Below are 16,065 nucleotides of genomic sequence, written 5' to 3'. Positions count from 1 at the left end.
GCGCCTTCTCGGCCGGAACCACAGTTCTGGTAGGTCGTCCTGACGACGAGACGCGAAGTGTCGCGCCTCTGCTCCCGGCGGCAGCTGTTGGCGTCAGGGGTACAGCAGAAACAACAAGGCGCTGGCCGATGCCGATGCATCAGCCAGCGCCTCGTTGCTGGGGGCTGCTACTTACCGTTCCAGCTTGAAACCCGGCTCCCGGGCGGGCGGGGCGGGGCGGTTGGCCACGGCCCAGCCGGTGAGGTACATCCACTGGGTCATGCGCAGGAGTTTGGAATAGTTGATGCGGCTGGCTTCGTCCTTGGGCGTGTGGTAGTCGGAGTGCAGCCAAGAGGTGTACATCACGGCCGGAATGCCCAGGCGGGCGTAGGGCAGGTGGTCGGAGCGGAAGTACCAGCCCTCGGGGTGGGTGGCCTTGTCCCACTCGGTATCCAGCTTGAATTTCGGGCCCTGCTGGTTGGCGGCCAGGGCCAGGTTTACCAAATCCAGGGAGTTGCGGTGGGGCGGAGTGGCGCCCAGCAGCGCGGCCGAATCAGGGGCGTTGCGGCCCATCATTTCGGCATTCAGCACCGCTACAATGCTCTTCTGCGGCACGGTGGGCTTGGCCGAGTAGTAGCGGGAACCCAGCAGGCCCCGTTCCTCGGCCCCGTGAAACACGAACAGCGCCGAGCGGCGGGCTGGTTGCTGCTTATAGGCCCGCATAATGGCCAACAGGGACGCGCAGCCGGTGGCGTTGTCGTCGGCCCCGTTCCAGATGGAGTCGCCCTGCACCGCCTCACGCACCCCATCGTGGTCCTGGTGGGTGCTGAACAGCACGTACTCGTTCTTGAGCTGGGCATCGGTGCCGGGTACAGTAGCCACAATGTTCACCGAAGGATACTGGAACGACTCGGTGCGCAAGTCAGCCGTGAACTGCTGGCCGGCCTGCTGCACCCAGCTCAGGGCGCTGCTGGGCAGCAGCAGGGTAGGGGCGGTAGTCACGGCGGCCACGTTGGCGTCGCCGGGCAGGCCGTAGCGGCCCCGCTCGTAGGTGTGGCCCCAGTGCTCGTAAATGTTCTGGGCCCGGTCGTCGGATACGAATACCACGGCCACCGCCCCGGCCTTCAGCAGCTCCGCCGACTTATCGCGCAGCACCTGGCTCAGGTAGCGCCGGAAGCTCATATCGGCCGCGGGGTTGCCGGAGAACAGCAGGGCCACGGCCTTGCCTTTGATGTCGGTTTTGGCCAGCTCGGCGGCCGTGCCTGTGCCCACGTACACCAGCGGGGCCTGCACGGCGTAGGTGGTGGGCGCAAATACCAGCGCATCGTGGTTGGGCCGCAGCTGGTGCGTGCCGATGCTCAGGCGACTGGTTTTGGTGAGGCGGGTGCGCTGCAGGTTAAAGAACTGGAAGAAAGTACCGTCGTCACCGGCGGGCTGCAGGCCCAGGGCGCGCATCTTCTCGGCCAGCCACATACTGGCCCGCAGCTCATCCAGGGTGCCGCCCTCCCGGCCCCGGTACTTGTCGTCGGCCAAGGCAAAGAGGTCGGCCTTGATGTCGGCTTCCTTAATGGCGCCGAGGGCGTTGGCGGGTTTTTTCTGGGCCGGGGCTAGCAGCGGAGCAGTAGCCAATAGGCCGGCCAGCAGCAGTCGGTGAATAGGAAATGGGGTCATACAGTAAACTTCTCGCAGTGGGTGGCGCAGTGATTCGCAGTGGGTCACGCAGGGTTTCGCAGTAAAGGGTTACCCCGAGACCCTGCGCCACCCACTGCACGCCACTGGGTGAAAAAGGAAAGCTACGTGAAAAAGGCCCGCTCAGCAACGGCCGGCCGGGCGTTGCTGAGAATGAGCAGCTTATTTGGCCGGGGCTGCGGAAGCGCTGTGCTATATTCCGCTCTGTTTCATTCCATCTCTACCTCCCCTATAGCTTGTGGCTTCCCTGGTTCTTCGCGAAAGTGCCCGCTTGCGGTACTTTACCTTCTTCTACCTCTACATCATGCAGGGCATTCCGGCGGGCTTTGGGCTTACGGCGGTGGTTAACTACCTGACGGGGCAGGGGCTGAGCGCCCCGGTAGTGGCGTCGTTTTCGGCGGCCGTGGGCCTGCCCTGGACGCTGCAATTTGTGTGGGGCCCCCTGATTGATAAGTACCAGGAATCGGTGCTGGGGCAGCGCAAGCAGTGGGTGGTGCTCACGCAGCTGGTCGCGGCGCTGGCCTCGCTGGTGCTGCTGCTGGTGCGCGACCCGGTTGCGCAGATGCGGCTGCTGCTGCTGGCGTTTGTGGTGCACAGTGTGTTTGCCTCCGTACAGGATGCCAGCGTGGATGCCATTGCCATTGCCGTGGTGCCCGAAGCTGAGCGGGGCCGGGTTAATGGGTGTATGCGGGGTGGTTTTCTGCTGGGGTCCTCCCTGGGGGCCGCTGGTTTGTCCTGGATGCTGCACCGTTACGGGTTCTTTCAGGCCGCGCTGGCGCAGTCGGGGGCGCTGCTGGCTTTCACGGTGCTTACGTTCTTTGTTCGGCTGGAGCGCACCGACCGGCTGCTGCCCCGCTTCGGGGCGCTGCCCGCTACCGCCCGCCGCCACGCCGATAATCCGCCCCTAAGCTGGCTGTTCCGGGAGTTGTACCGGGCCATTACGGAGCCGCGCACCCTGCTGCTGTTCGGCATCATTGCCCTGGCCTACCTCTGCTTTGGCGCTTTTGGCTGGGCCTATTCCTACCACCTCATTCAGCGGCTGCACTGGGCCGATGGGGAAGTGTCGATTTTGCAGGGCAGCTGGGGCAGCGCGGCCACTCTGGGCCTGCTGGTGGCCGGCGGCGCGCTGGCCGACCGGGTGGGGGCGGCCCGGTTGCTGCGGTGGGTAATGCTGGGGCTGGCGAGCTTTCTGGTGGTGTTTTGCGCCCTGAGCTTTGCCTGGCACTACAAACCGGTAGCCACGCTGGGCCTGCTCGTCTGGAACATGGCCGACCCCAGCCTGAGCGTGGCCGCGCTGCCCCTGCTTATGGGCCTGTGCCGCCCCCGCATCGAAGGCTCCCAGTTTACCACCTACATGGCCCTGGTGAATCTGTGCGGCGTGGCGGGCTCCTACGTTACCGGTTGGGCCCTGCAGGTTGTATCGGCCCCGGTGCTGGGAGTGGGGTGCGGTGTGGTGGTGCTTGCCTTGCTGGCCTTGGTATGGCGGCAGCCGCTGCCGCGGCCAGTTGCGCCGGTGCCCGGCAGCTTGCCGCACTAACAAGGGCGAGCTATAAGTTCTCAGGGCTGGCAGAACAGCAGAAACGCAAGCCCCGTTGCCAAGGCTTGCGTTTTCAGAGTGACAGCAAAAATGGAAATTTCAGCTCAGAACGTTACTTCGCGGCGGAAGCTTCCGGCTTGAGCGTGCGGCCCAGCCAGTCGAAGAACACCCGGTTCCACAGCACCGAGTTCTGGGGCTTGCCAATCCAGTGGCCCTCGTTGGGGAAGTACAGGAAGCGGCTCGGAATACCGCGCAGCTGGGCCGTGCCGAAGGCCTCCATGCCCTGGCCCTCTGGCACCCGGAAATCCTTGCCGCCGTGAATCACCAGGATGGGCGTATCCCAGTTTTTGGCGAACAACTGGGGGTTGAAATCGGTGTAGCTCTTGTGCAGCGGCGTTTCCCAAGGGGCGGCCCCAATATCCTGCTTGGCGAAGAACATTTCCTCGGTGCTGGGATACCAGCTGGTGAGGTTGTAGAGGCCGCAGTGGGCAATAAACGTCTTAAAGCGACCCTCGTGCTTGCCGGCCAGCAGGTACACCGAGTAGCCGCCGTAGCTGGCCCCCACGCAGCCCAGGCGGGCCTTGTCCACATAAGGCTCGGCACTCACGTTGTCGATGGCCGAGAGGTAGTCCCGGATGGGCTGCCCGCCCCAGTCGCCCGAGATGCTGTTGTTCCACTCGGTGCCGAAGCCGGGCAGGCCGCGGCGGTTGGGCGCTACCACAATGTAGCCGTTGGCGGCCAGCAGCTGAAAGTTCCAGCGGTAGCTGAAGCTCTGGGTAATGGGGCTCTGGGGGCCGCCCTGGCAGTAGAGCAACGCCGGGTATTTCTTGGCGGGGTCGAAATCAGGCGGATAGATGACGTACACCTGCATCTGCTTACCGTCGGTGGTCTTCACCCAGCGGGCTTCGGTTTTGCCGGTTTTTACGCCGGCCAGCTCCTGCTCATTGATGCGTGTAAGGGCCGTTTCGCGGCCGGTTTTCAGGTCCACGCGCACCAGGTCGGCGGGGCTGGCCTGGGTGGTTCTGCTGACGATGGCCACGCCGGGGCCGGCCAGCTCGAAGCTGTTGTAGTTGAACGCGCCCTTGCTGAGCTGCTGCACCTTGCCGCCCTTGGCGGGCACACTGAACAGCTGCTCGGTGCCTTCCAGCGGGCTCACGAAGTACAGCGTCTTGCCATCAAGGCTCCAGCGCAGGTTGGCGGCGCTCTGCTCCGAGCCCTTGGTTACGTCCTCGCGCTTCTGGGTCTTGAAATCGTACACCACCACGCCGTTGCGGTCCGACTCGAAGCCCGGCGTAGCCATGCTCAACCAGGCCACCTTCGAGCCATCGGGCGAAAATACCGGCTCCGTATCGTAGCCGCCCAGGCCCTCGCTCAGGTTCTGGGTCTGGCCGGTGCGCACATCGTAGAGGTAAATGTCGGAGTTGGTGCTTTCCGCTTCGGCCTTGCCCGTGAGCTTGCGCGAGGTGTAGGCCAGCCGGTACCCGTCGGGCGCGAAGTTGAGCTGCTCGGAGCCACCCAGCGGCTGCAGCGGCGAGTCGAACTTCTCCCCGGCCATTACATCCTTGCCGTAGCCGGTGGGCTTGCCATCGTCCCCTACGGGCTGGAAGAACACGTGCGAGGCCTTGTAGTCGTCCCACACGTTCCAGTGGCGGTAGTTCAGGTCGTCGATAATTTTGGCGTCGGCTTTGGGCAGGTCGGGGTACCAGTCCTGCACCGATTTACCGGTTTTCACGTCCTGGGTGTACAGCACAAAGTTGGCCTTGGGAGCCAGCTTCAGGTTGCTCAGGCCTTCGTCGGGGAACTGGCTCAGCAGCTGCTTACCCGAGCCGTCGGCATTCATTACGTACAGCTGGTCGGTGCCACTTTCCCCGCTCAAAAAGGTCAGCTTGCCATCAGGCCGCCAGTTTAGGGTGTTTTCGGAAACGGTGGGCGTGTTGGTGAGCTGCCGGGCCGCACCGCCGGCCACGGGTACCAGCCAGATGTCGGACTGGCCCTTGTTATCGGCCAGGTTGTAGCGCGTCACGGTATAGGCCACCGTTTTGCGGTCCGGCGACACCTGCATTTCGCCCAGGCGGCCCAGCTTCCAGAGCAGCTCGGGCGTGTACACGCTGCCGGTTTGGGCAGCGGCGGCCAGCGGCAGCAGCGCCAGCGCAGTCAATAGGTTTCGTTTCATGTAGCGCATGCTGTAGCTTGCGAAAAAAGAATAGGTAGTGCGAGCGGCGGCCCGCTGCGGTGGGAGGGAAGACAAATGTACTCCTTCCGGTTCAGCTGCCTGCTTCGCAACCAACGCACTGTTCGCTTACCGTCAGTACCAGCACGCACCCTTATGCCCGATTTCCGACTTCGCGTGTTTCAGGCGGTAGCCCGGCACCTGAGCTTTACCCGGGCAGCCCAGGAGCTGTACATCACCCAGCCCGCCATTACCAAGCACATCCGGGAGCTGGAGCGTACCTACGGGCAGCGGCTGTTTGAGCGCCGCGGCAACCGCATCAGCCTCACCGAAGCCGGCACCCTGCTGCTCCGCCACGCCGACGAAGTGGAACAGCTCCACCAGCACCTCACTGAGCAGTTGCACAACCTGCACGGGGAGGCGGCCGGCCGTCTGCGTCTGGGCGCCAGCACCACCATCAGCCAGTACGTGCTGCCCGCCATCCTGCCCGGGTTTCAGCAACGCTACCCGCAGGTGGAGCTGACGCTGCTCAACGGCAACTCCGAGCAGATTGCCGAGGCGCTGCTGGCCGGCCAGCTCGATGTAGGCTTCGTGGAAGGTCGCTCTAAAAGCCGGGACCTGCACTACGAGCCGCTGCTGGATGATGAGTTGATTGCCGTGCGCCAGGCCACTCCAGCTGGCCCGCCCGCGCAGCCCCTGCCGTTGGCCGAGGCGCTGGCCCACCCGCTGGTGCTGCGGGAGCGGGGCTCGGGCACGCTGGAGGTGCTGGAATTTGCGTTGCGGGAGCGGGGTATCCGGCTGGCCAGCCTGTCGGTAGCTTTCTATTTCGATAATACCGAGGCCATCAAAACCTACCTGGAGGCCGCCCCCCAGGCGCTGGGCTTCGTTTCGAGGCGGGCCCTTACGCGGGAGCTGGCGGCGGGGCTGCTGGAGGAAGTGCCCATTGCGGGCCTGCAGCTGCAGCGGCAGTTCGAAAGCCTCTGGATTCAGGGGCAGCCGCTGCCCCGGCCCGCCGAGCGGTTTCTGCGCTACATCCAGCAAGCTATAACTTCAGGTAATAACGCATAACTATTTTAGATTATCAGGGAACTAGGTGGGACCGTACTTTTGGGTTGAAGCACCCACTTCAGCTCACCCATGAAAGCCACCCTGCCCGCTCCACCCCGCGCTGCAGCGCCTGCCGCCGTTGCCACCATTGCCCACCCCGATAAGCAGTGGCTCCCTCGTACCGTGTTTGCGGTATTTCTGGTGTTCTGCCTCACGCCCTGGGCTTCGCCGCCCGTTGCGCTGGCGCTAGGCTTGGTGCTGGCCCAAACGGTGGGCAATCCGTTTCCCGCCTTCACCAAGAAGTACACGGCCAGGCTGCTGCAGTATTCCGTTATCGGGCTCGGTTTCGGGATGAATGCCTACTCCGCGGTGCAGGCCGGCCGGCAGGGCATCCTGTTTACGGTGTGCTCCATCTTCGGTACGCTGCTGCTGGGTTACGTGGCTGGGCGCTGGCTGAAGCTGGGGCGTCATCTCACCCACCTCATTTCCTGCGGCACTGCTATTTGCGGCGGTTCGGCCATTGCGGCGGTGGGGCCGGTAGTACGCGCCAAGGATGAGGAAATGTCGGTGGCGCTGGCCACGGTGTTCGTGCTGAATGCGTTGGCGCTGTTCCTTTTTCCGGCCATTGGGCACGCCTTCAACCTCTCGCAACAGCAATTCGGGTTGTGGTGCGCCATTGCCATTCATGATACCTCCTCGGTAGTGGGGGCCGCGGCTGCCTACGGCAAAGAGGCGCTGGATATAGCCACCACCGTGAAGCTGGCCCGCGCCCTCTGGATTATTCCGGTGGCGCTGGGTACGGCCTTGGCCTTCCGGCAAAAGGATGTGAAGGTGAAAATTCCCTGGTTTATTCTGGGTTTCATTGGTGCCATGCTGCTCAATACCTACGTGCCGGCTACGCACTATGTGGGCCCCTGGCTGGTGCAGGTGGCCCGACTAGGCCTTACCGTCACGCTGTTCTTTATCGGGGCCGGGCTTTCCCTGAATGCCATCAAATCGGTAGGGGCGAAGCCGTTTGGCTTGGGCGTGCTGCTGTGGGTGGTTATTTCATCGGTGTCCCTGTACGTGATTTTGCACACATAACAGCCAAGCCATACGCCAAATCAGAACAGCCCTGCCGGACACTCCGGCAGGGCTGTTCTGGTTTGGCGCATTCAGGTTAGTTCTTGCGGCCCGAGCCGCTTTTCTTCCCGCCGCCGTCTTGTTTGTTGACGGTAGCCCAGGCGCGTTTCTCGGCTTCTTCTTCCGATACGCCGCGCTGCTCGTAGCTCTCTTCAATGTGCTCAGCCTGCCGTTTCTGCTTGTCGGTGTAGGCCGATTTATCTCCCTGTGGCATGATGCAAATCAGTTGAAAAGGTGAAACATAAGGTGCTACCCGGTAATACGCGGGCCCGCCGAGGGTGTTATGCTGAGCTTGCGGGTGGGGTTGCGGGCAGCTGCGTATCTTCGCCCCGCTCATTTATCCCGCTTCTGCTATGCGTCAGCTCGCCATTATTCCTCATCCGGAGGCCAAAATCACCTTGTTTAGTTGGAACGGCAAATACCTCATCAAGCTGGAGAAAGGCTCGTTCGAGCAAACCTACAAAGTGAGTGAGCTGGACCTGACCAGCGAGGATGACATCCACCAGCTCCTGGATGAAGAGTTTGTGCAGGCCGCGGTGCAGCGCTTCAAGAGTATGCAGCAGGATTTGCAGGCCGCCTTCGACCGGCACGGCATTTGATGCCCGCCCGGTAGTTTCTTTTCACCTTACAACCCCTTGCTCATGAACCGGCTTCTTTTGCTTGCTCTCACCATAGCAGCTCTAATGAGCTCATCCGCTGCCCGGGCGCAACTGTACGAGGTTCGCACCAGCAGCGTCAACGCCGATAAGCGGGAGCGGGAAGCGCTGAAAGTGCAGATTGACGGCTCGGCCCAGTGGACGCGCGACTTCTGGCAAAGCTGGCTGAAGGATACCTACAACATCAGGCTGAAGGGCGACGGCGTGTTTGGCGTGGGCAAGAAGGATGTGCTGGCCGCCAAGCAGGTGCCCATGTCCAGCATCAGCGGCAAGCTGCTGGATTTGTACTCCACCGTTACGGCCCCGGCCGATACCGTAGCGGAGCTGTCGGTATGGGCGGCTATGGGCCCCGATTCGTTTCTGTCGGCCGCGGGTACGCCTTCGGAGTTCAGCTCTTTGCGCACCATTGTGCAGAGTTTTGCCGCGGCGGCCCGCCTGAAGGCTTATCGGGAGCAGATTACTGAAGCTGAAAAGCAGCTGGCCACCGCCGAGAAGGATAAAGAAAAGCTGGAAAAAGAGCGGGTGAGCCTGGCAGGCAACACCAAGGCCAACCTGGAGAAGATTGAGCAGCTCAAAAAGCAGAACATCGACAACAAGCTGAAATCGGCCGAGGATTCCGTAAAGCTCCTGGACAACGCCCGCCTCATGGAATTGCGTAAACAGCAGCTGGAGCGCCGCCGCGCCCGCCTCACCAACCTCGACCGGAAATAACGCGCCGTTGCTGCCCTCCCGGGCCCCTTGTTCATGGAAAAAGATTCCTCTCTCGATACCCTGCGCCAACTCAAGGAGTGGCTGGATGCGGGTACCATTACGCCGCAGGAGTTTGCGGAGCTGAAGCAGAAGCTGGTGTTTAATAATCCGGCTCCGGGCGCTTCCGTCGCTTCGTCGGTACCCGGACCGCCCGTTTCTCCGGTACCCCCACCCGCCGAGCCAACGACCATAGCGGCCCCGGTATCGGAGCCGCTGCTGCCGCCCGTAACGACCGGGCCGGTGCCCGATTACTCGCAGCCACTGCCACCCACGCCGCCCGTTTCCACGCCGGGCATCTCGCATCCGCTGGAAGCGGGCCGTCCCGGAGCTTCACCCAGTCAGGATGACGCTTTTGTAACAACTGCAGCGCCGGCTACGGAGGAGGAGTATGTGGCGGACGCAGCCTATACTGCCCCGGCCAAGAGCCCCTTGGGAACCATTCTGGTGGTGGGTGGTATTGTGCTGCTGCTGGCTCTGGTGGCGTATTTGCTGCTGGGCAACCGGGAGTCGGAGCGCTTGTCCAGCACCACGCTCACCGCCGCCGACTCGGTAGCGGTGGCTCCTGAAGTAGGCCCCCAGGCCGAGCAGATTGACCTGCCTCCAGCCGCCGCCCCGGAAACTGTGCGCGTGGCCCCGGCCGTACCCGTGCTTCCACCCGACTCAGCAGTGGCGCCGGCCTCAACTGCTCCTGCCGACGAGCCACCCGTAGCGGCCCCGGTTGTGGATGAAAGCGCCGCCCAGGCGCGTATTGAGAGTACCCTGCAAAACTATTATGCCGATTTGCAGGCTGCTCCCTTCTCGGCGTCGGCATACTTTGCGCCGAAAGTGGAGCGGTTTTACCTGCTGCAGAACACAACGCCGGCGGCTATCAACGCAGAGCTCGAAAAAACGCATTTCCCGGAGTTTCTGGAAGGACAGTCAACTATTGAGCCCGGCACATTGAAGGTGAGTCCGCCCGTGGCCGATGGCTCCCGGGTGGTCACGTTCGTGGAGCGAAGCACGGCGTTGCGCCAGTCTCTGCAGAAGCGCCAGCAGACGGCGGCTCAGGTGCGGATACGGTTTGACAAAAACTTCAAAATGGTGTATCTGCGCCAGGAAAAGCTGCTGGAAAACAACTTTCTCGACTAACGGCTTCGGCTTTTTTGGCCGCGCCCGCCTGCTGCCTGCAACCGGCGGCGTGCGGGCGCGTTTTTACCCCCTGCCGGATCTGTTCTATTACTCATGCGCACCTTATTTCGCTGTTTACTGCTGGCCGGAGTGGCCTGCCTCAGTTCCTGCCTGACCGTTTTGAAGCCCGCTCGGGAGTTCACCCAGGCCCCGGCCCCGGATGCCCCCGATTACCGCATGGAAGGCAACTGGGCCGCTTTGCCCGACCGCCGCGACTCGGCCGATGTAGTGCCGCGCGGCACCCTGCTGCGCGACCGGCAGCGCGACGCTCCCGCTGACGTGTTCTTCATTCACCCAACCACTTACTACTGGCGCAGGCAGTGGAACGCCAGCCTCACCGATGAGCGTCTGAACCGCTTCACCGATGAATCCACAATCCGGGGGCAGGCCACGGTATTTAACAGTACCGCCCGGGTGTACGCGCCCCGCTACCGTCAGGCTACGCTGTTCTCCTTCTTCGATAGCAAGGATGAGAGTGGGCGGGAGGCCATCGACCTGGCGTACACCGATGTCAAGTCGGCCTTCCAGTTTTACCTCGATAATTACAACCAGGGCCGCCCCGTCATCATTGCCGGTCATAGCCAGGGCACGGTGCATGCCACCCGCCTGTTGCACGATTTCTTCGATAACGACCCCAAACTGCGCCGCCGGTTGGTGGCCGCCTACCTCATCGGCTTCAAAGTAAAGCCCGATGAATACCAGGTGCTACGCCCTTGCGAAGACTCTACCCAAACCGGCTGTTTCGTGGCCTGGAACACTGTGGCCTGGGGCAACACGTACGAGCCCTTCGCCAACGGAGTAGCCGTAAATCCTCTTACCTGGTCGCGCGATACGGTTACGGCTCCCGCCCGCCTCAACCTGGGCGGCGTCCCAATGGACTTTAACCGCCTGGACAAGCGCGTGGTGGATGCCAAAGTGCAGGATGGGCTGGTGTGGGTGCATCCGCCCGCTCCCAAGGGCTACCCCCGCTTCCTGCTGCCCGGCCGCCCCGAGTTGCGCCACTCCTTCCACATTGCCGATTATGCCCTGTTCTACGCCAACATCCGCCAGAATGCCGCTGCTCGGGTACGAGCCTACCGCATGCTCATAGGCGGGCAGTAGGGTGTAGCAGATAATAAAAAAGCCCCGCTGGCAGCTGCCAGCGGGGCTTTTTTGGATGGTTAGCCAACTACTTAGTTGAGTACGGCAGTCTGGCTTTTCAGAATCTGACGAGCCATGGCCAGGTTCGTATCGCGCGAATTAACGGCCAGGTAAATGAATTTGCTGCCATCGGCCGATAACTTCAGCAGGTGCAGCTGGTCCGTCAGCGTCAGCAGAATGTCCTGAATTACCTGATCCAGTTTCAGCGCCTGAATAGCTTTCAGTTTCTGCTTTACAACTTCCGTATTGTAGGCAGCAGCTGTCTCTGCATCAAAAGAAGCCATGTTGGAATGGTGGGCCAGTGGCATACCAGTCTCGGTTTCTACTACGGCTACAGCTACCAAAGAAGGCAGTTCCTTCAGAATGTTTTGAACGGCTTGGTTAGGAGTAATTACGGACATGATAATGAAGGGAAAGTGTTGTTGAAAAAAGACGAAAAACTAACTAGCGCAGCGCCGCATTATTTCCCGCACCAACGCCAAGTTGGTATCGGCACTCCTGACTACCACGTAGTATAGCCAGTGTCCAGCCGAGGTAGTTCGTAAGCAGTGCAGATGGTCATCCAGCAGGAATACCAAGTCGGTGAACTGTTGATTAGATAGCCACGGCTGCGTCAGGAATTGCCGGGTTTGCCGAATGAAGCCAGCATATCGGCTGTTGAGTTTGTACGGATCAAGATCGGCAGTGGCAGTGTAGGCTACGAGCGTTTTACCCGATTGCACCTCCACCACAGCGGTGGTCAGCAACTCTGGTAGCTCCCGCCGAAGCGCCATCAAAAGTGCCTCCGCGTGTTGCCTCTCAACTCCCGAAGCATCCCCCGTAATTTTCTTTACGGTAAGCTTATGCAGGAAAGGAAATCTCATGCAAGCCAGTATCAGCTAAAAAAATGGGGCAGAGTGCTTTGCGAAGCATTGGTAAGCAGCCAGCTACCAGCAGCAGTAAGTGGATTTACTGCCCACAGGATAAAGTTCGGCTAAAAGAACAGCCAGCGCTTCTTGGCTGCTTTGGCACTAGCAGCTTTCGGCAGTAGCGTTACGTTGGTAGTAGAACCGTTCCGAATCATCAATTCTTCCTCGGTATAGCCAGCGTACCCGTACTGCAGCGTGGCTTTCTGCTGAATGGGTACCCGCAAGGCATAGTTGCCATCAGCATCGGTGCTTACGCCCCGGTTAGTGCCTTTCTGCAGTACAGTAGCTCCAATCAGCGGGTGTCCGTTCTCATCCAGAATCCGGCCTTTTACCGTGACCATGCGCAAGGAAGCGGCGGCTTCAGCGGCAGCGGGCATTTCCACGGTAGAGGCATCAGCAACAACGGGCGTATTGTCAGCAGCCGTCGGCAGGTTCGTGTTGGCCAGTACTGCACCGCTCACCAAGGCACCACCAAGTAGCAAAGACGCCGCCCGCCGACGAAACCGTTCCGGCTCGGTACGCATCAGCTCAAACTGGCGCTGCACCCAGCCTACGGGCCTTACGTGGTGCCCCTTCTGATTCAGTTCATAGAAACGCCGTAGTGTTTCGTCACCCTTATCACGGTTTTCTTTTAAAAATTTGTCAACCAACTCCGTATTCTCGCTCGTCAGATCACCACGCAAATAGGCGTCACGATAAGCTGGCAGAAGTTCACCGGTGGTAGCATGGAATGGGTACGCGCTTAGTTTCATTCTGGGACAATTTGGTGTGGCGTGCTTACTTGTGACACGAACAGAGCAGGACACAAAATTGTGTTATAAACCCCATTTATAGCCAGTAATAGAGCACAAAAAGACTTTATATTCGTTGAATACGGGTTCTTGCCAGGTTAAGTTCTATTAATCGTATGTAAATACATGATTCTATTATTGGGAAAAATTTAGTGAAATTCATCACCTGTGGTGAAATGTAACTTTATCAGTAAATTATTTATCTTGTAAAATATTGTATAATTATTATATAAAAAACTGCTTTATTACTTTTTGCTAATTTAAGGAGCATTACTGTTGAGCTTGGAGAAGTACTATTAATGCGTGCATAGGGATGATCCTTTCAGGTAAAAAAAAGAGCCCGTTGGTTATACAACCAACGGGCTCTTTTCAAAAGTGGAACTTAAGCTTAGCCTACGATGGCTACGCGCTTGAAGTCAGAGATGGTCAGGCCTTTCTGGGTCTTGTCGAGCAGCTGGGCGATGGTCACCGAGTTGTCCTTCACGAACTCCTGGTTGAGCAGGGTGTTCTCTTTGTAGAACTTGTTCAGCTTGCCCTGCGCAATTTTCTCCAGCATAGCCTCGGGCTTGCCTTCAGCACGCGCCTGCTCTTTGCCGATTTCGATTTCACGCTCGATGGTAGCGGCGTCCACGCCGTCTTTGTCGAGGGCTACGGGGCGCATGGCCACAATCTGCATGGCTACATCGCGGCCTACGGCGGCTACGTCGGCACCACCTACATTCTTCATAGCTACCAGAACGCCCTTCTTGTTATCCGAGTGGATGTAAGAAGCGACTTTCTCAGCCGTTACGTTTTCGTAGGCTACCACGTCCAGTTTCTCGCCGATTTTGCCCATCAGGTCGGTGATGTGCTCCTGCAGCGAACGGCCATCCTCCTGGGGAGCAGCCAGCAGCTCTTCTTTAGTAGCGGCGTTGGTTTTCACGGCCGTAGCCAGAATCTGCTGCGCCAGGTTTTTGAAGTCTTCAACTTTCGCAACGGGCTCGGTTTCGCAAGCCAGAGCAATCAGTTTGCCATTGGTACCGTCTTCGCTTACGGCAGCCAGCACAAGACCTTCCGAAGTGGTATTCTCGGAACGCTTGTCGGCAATTTTCTGACCCTGCTTACGCAGAATGTCGCGGGCAGCTTCGAAGTCACCGTTGGCTTCGGTCAGCGCTTTTTTGCAATCCATCATGCCGGCACCGGTCATGGTGCGCAGCTTGTTCACGTCTGCGGCGGTAATAGCGGCCATTGTTGTGAGTTGTATGTTGGTTTGAGAGGGTATTTCGAGGGGAAAAGCAAGGATGGAGCTATGAAGCTCCGACCCTGGTTAAAGAAAAAGGGAACACCGGAGCCGAGTGCTTCGCATGTTCCCTTTTCGGTGGAGGGGCGCTGGCCTATTCGTCGGCAGCTTGCTTCTCCTGGATGCCTTCTTCTTCGGCTTGCTTCTTGTCGGCGTCTTCCTTGTCCACTTTGCGCTCCGACAGACCATCTTCGATAGCCTTGCCGATTACGCTGATGATCAGTTGGATAGATTTCGAGGCGTCGTCGTTAGCCGGGATGGGGAACTGCACCAGCTCGGGGTTCGAGTTCGTATCCACGATGGCGAATACCGGAATGCCCAGCTTCTGAGCTTCTTTCACGGCAATGTGCTCACGCTTCACGTCCACTACGAACAGAGCGGCGGGCAGGCGGCTCAGGTCGGCAATGCCGCCCAGTACGCGCTCCAGCTTCTCCCGCTCACGCGACATCATCAGCTTCTCGCGCTTGGCGAGAGCCGCGTAGGCCGTGTTTTCCTTCACCATCTTGTCGATGGTGCTCATCTTCTTCAGCGACTTGCGTACGGTCGCAAAGTTGGTGAGCATGCCACCCAACCAGCGGTCCGTAACGAAAGGCATTTTCAGGCGCTTGGCTTCTTCCGTAACTATTTCCTGCGCCTGCTTTTTGGTGGCCACAAACAGCACCTTCCGGCCGCTCTTGGCGATGTTGCGGATAGCCGCAGCAGCGTGGTCGAGCGAAACGAGGGTTTTGTTCAGGTCAATGATATGGATGCCGTTCTTCTCCATGAAGATGTACGGCGCCATTTTCGGGTCCCACTTGCGCGTAAGGTGACCAAAGTGGGCACCGGCGTCCAGCAGTTCTTTATACGTGGTGGTCTGAGCCATGATAGGGTTCCTCTGGAGATATTAGCGTTTCGAGAACTGGAACGAACGACGAGCTTTGCGCTTACCGAATTTCTTACGTTCCACCATGCGCGGGTCGCGGGTCAGGAAGCCTTCTTTCTTCAGGGCGGGACGAACTTCTTCGTTGTCGCCTACGAGGGCTTTCGAGATGGCCAGACGGATGGCTTCAGCCTGAGCCGAGATGCCACCACCGCGCACGTTTACCTTGATGTCGTACTGGCCGACTTGCTCGACCGTTGCCAAGGGCTGGTTCACGATGTTTTCCAGGAGCTCATTGCTGAAGTACGCTTTGATGTCCCGGCCGTTGATAGTGATATTCCCTTGCCCGGCCTGCATGTAAATGCGGGCCACCGAGGTTTTTCTTCTACCAGAGGTATTGGAGATTTCCATTAAGTGAAGAGTTAAAGGGGGAGCCGACTAACGGCTTAGAGATTCGTGAAAGAAACAGCTTTGGGCTGTTGAGCTTCGTGGGGGTGAGCCGTGCCGGCGTACACGTACAGGTTGCGGAACTGCTCGGCACCCAGTTTGTTGCCTTGCAGCATGCCCCGTACAGCGTGCTCAATCACGCGGGTCGAGTCCTTGGCTTTCTTGTCGCGCAGGTTGATGCGCTTCTGACCGCCGGGGTAGCCCGAGTGGGTGATGTAGATTTTGTCGGTCAGCTTTTTGCCGGTCACGCGCAGGTTATCCGCATTGATAACGATGACGTTGTCGCCACAATCCGAGTTGGGCGTAAAGGAGGGCTTGTGCTTGCCACGCAGCATGTTGGCAATCTGGCTGGCGAGACGACCCAGGGTAGCGTCGGCGGCGTCAACCACAACCCAGCCCTTGTTGGCGTTGGCTTTGTTGACGGATACCGTCTTGAAGCTCAAATGATCCATTGGGGAGGAGGATAAGCGTTTGAAAATGAAGAAGAAGCCGAACACAGTTCGGGGAAAACGGACACAAAGTTA

The 16,065-nt window shown here is 59.7% G+C and carries 17 protein-coding genes; 7 read left to right on the top strand and 10 right to left on the bottom strand.

From position 1 onward, the window contains the following. Positions 1-171 precede the first annotated feature (171 nt). Positions 172-1,650 carry a M28 family peptidase gene (locus ACN19L_RS08790; protein ID WP_426493139.1) on the bottom strand — a complete coding sequence of 493 codons (1,479 nt, stop codon included), beginning with the start codon at positions 1,648-1,650 and terminating at the stop codon, positions 172-174. Between the two features lie 256 nt (positions 1,651-1,906). Between ACN19L_RS08790 and ACN19L_RS08785 the strand changes: the two genes are divergently transcribed. Further along, a complete protein-coding gene (locus ACN19L_RS08785) occupies positions 1,907-3,205 on the top strand; it encodes an MFS transporter (protein ID WP_426493138.1) in 1,299 nt (432 codons plus the stop codon). 112 nt (positions 3,206-3,317) lie between these two features. Here the strand turns inward: ACN19L_RS08785 and ACN19L_RS08780 are convergent, their stop codons facing one another. Next, entirely contained in the window at positions 3,318-5,378 is a 2,061-nt protein-coding gene (locus ACN19L_RS08780; RefSeq protein ID WP_426493137.1) for a prolyl oligopeptidase family serine peptidase, read from the bottom strand. 153 nt (positions 5,379-5,531) lie between these two features. Here ACN19L_RS08780 and ACN19L_RS08775 point away from each other — a divergent pair, with 153 nt between their 5' ends. Beyond that, complete coding sequence (locus ACN19L_RS08775) at positions 5,532-6,443, top strand: LysR substrate-binding domain-containing protein (protein WP_426493136.1); 912 nt, start codon at positions 5,532-5,534, stop codon at positions 6,441-6,443. 69 nt (positions 6,444-6,512) lie between these two features. Next, the gene (locus ACN19L_RS08770) at positions 6,513-7,505 is read left to right on the top strand and encodes a YeiH family protein (RefSeq protein WP_426493135.1); all 993 of its coding nucleotides are present in this window, start codon (positions 6,513-6,515) and stop codon (positions 7,503-7,505) included. Between the two features lie 76 nt (positions 7,506-7,581). Here ACN19L_RS08770 and ACN19L_RS08765 read toward each other — a convergent pair whose 3' ends face one another. Continuing rightward, complete coding sequence (locus ACN19L_RS08765) at positions 7,582-7,758, bottom strand: hypothetical protein (protein ID WP_196953907.1); 177 nt, start codon at positions 7,756-7,758, stop codon at positions 7,582-7,584. A 139-nt stretch (positions 7,759-7,897) separates the two neighbouring features. Between ACN19L_RS08765 and ACN19L_RS08760 the strand changes: the two genes are divergently transcribed. The 4 genes from ACN19L_RS08760 (at position 7,898) to ACN19L_RS08745 (ending at position 11,218) form a co-directional block, all read left to right on the top strand. Further along, positions 7,898-8,143, top strand: a complete 246-nt coding sequence (locus ACN19L_RS08760; RefSeq protein WP_426493134.1) for a hypothetical protein — start codon at positions 7,898-7,900, stop codon at positions 8,141-8,143. An 84-nt stretch (positions 8,144-8,227) separates the two neighbouring features. Next, entirely contained in the window at positions 8,228-8,911 is a 684-nt protein-coding gene (locus tag ACN19L_RS08755) for a hypothetical protein (RefSeq protein WP_426493133.1), read from the top strand. Between the two features lie 33 nt (positions 8,912-8,944). Beyond that, positions 8,945-10,078, top strand: coding sequence for a hypothetical protein (locus ACN19L_RS08750; RefSeq protein ID WP_426493132.1), 1,134 nt, complete (start codon positions 8,945-8,947; stop codon positions 10,076-10,078). A gap of 93 nt (positions 10,079-10,171) precedes the next feature. Then, positions 10,172-11,218, top strand: coding sequence for a DUF3089 domain-containing protein (locus tag ACN19L_RS08745; protein ID WP_426493131.1), 1,047 nt, complete (start codon positions 10,172-10,174; stop codon positions 11,216-11,218). A gap of 71 nt (positions 11,219-11,289) precedes the next feature. Here the strand turns inward: ACN19L_RS08745 and ACN19L_RS08740 are convergent, their stop codons facing one another. From ACN19L_RS08740 to rplM, 7 genes are all read right to left on the bottom strand, one after another. Further along, a complete protein-coding gene (locus ACN19L_RS08740; RefSeq protein ID WP_426493130.1) occupies positions 11,290-11,658 on the bottom strand; it encodes a hypothetical protein in 369 nt (122 codons plus the stop codon). A gap of 39 nt (positions 11,659-11,697) precedes the next feature. Then, positions 11,698-12,003 (bottom strand): hypothetical protein, encoded by a 306-nt coding sequence (locus ACN19L_RS08735; RefSeq protein ID WP_426493129.1) that lies wholly within the window; start codon positions 12,001-12,003, stop codon positions 11,698-11,700. A gap of 227 nt (positions 12,004-12,230) precedes the next feature. After that, positions 12,231-12,689 carry a carboxypeptidase-like regulatory domain-containing protein gene (locus tag ACN19L_RS08730; RefSeq protein ID WP_426493128.1) on the bottom strand — a complete coding sequence of 153 codons (459 nt, stop codon included), beginning with the start codon at positions 12,687-12,689 and terminating at the stop codon, positions 12,231-12,233. Between the two features lie 655 nt (positions 12,690-13,344). Beyond that, positions 13,345-14,184 carry a translation elongation factor Ts gene (gene tsf, locus ACN19L_RS08725; RefSeq protein ID WP_426493127.1) on the bottom strand — a complete coding sequence of 280 codons (840 nt, stop codon included), beginning with the start codon at positions 14,182-14,184 and terminating at the stop codon, positions 13,345-13,347. Positions 14,185-14,329: 145 nt separating this feature from the next. After that, positions 14,330-15,097, bottom strand: a complete 768-nt coding sequence (rpsB, locus tag ACN19L_RS08720; protein ID WP_426493126.1) for a 30S ribosomal protein S2 — start codon at positions 15,095-15,097, stop codon at positions 14,330-14,332. A gap of 21 nt (positions 15,098-15,118) precedes the next feature. Beyond that, positions 15,119-15,505: a 30S ribosomal protein S9 gene (rpsI, locus tag ACN19L_RS08715; protein ID WP_044003175.1), complete on the bottom strand. Its 387-nt coding sequence runs from the start codon at positions 15,503-15,505 to the stop codon at positions 15,119-15,121. Positions 15,506-15,540: 35 nt separating this feature from the next. Beyond that, positions 15,541-15,993 (bottom strand): 50S ribosomal protein L13, encoded by a 453-nt coding sequence (gene rplM, locus ACN19L_RS08710; RefSeq protein WP_125417766.1) that lies wholly within the window; start codon positions 15,991-15,993, stop codon positions 15,541-15,543. Positions 15,994-16,065 lie beyond the last annotated feature (72 nt).

It is taken from the genome of Hymenobacter sp. 102 (genome assembly GCF_049949205.1).
Taxonomy (GTDB): Bacteria; Bacteroidota; Bacteroidia; order Cytophagales; family Hymenobacteraceae; genus Hymenobacter.
The sequence above is the reverse complement of the archived record's forward strand: the minus strand, read 5'-3'. Positions and strand labels throughout refer to the sequence as shown.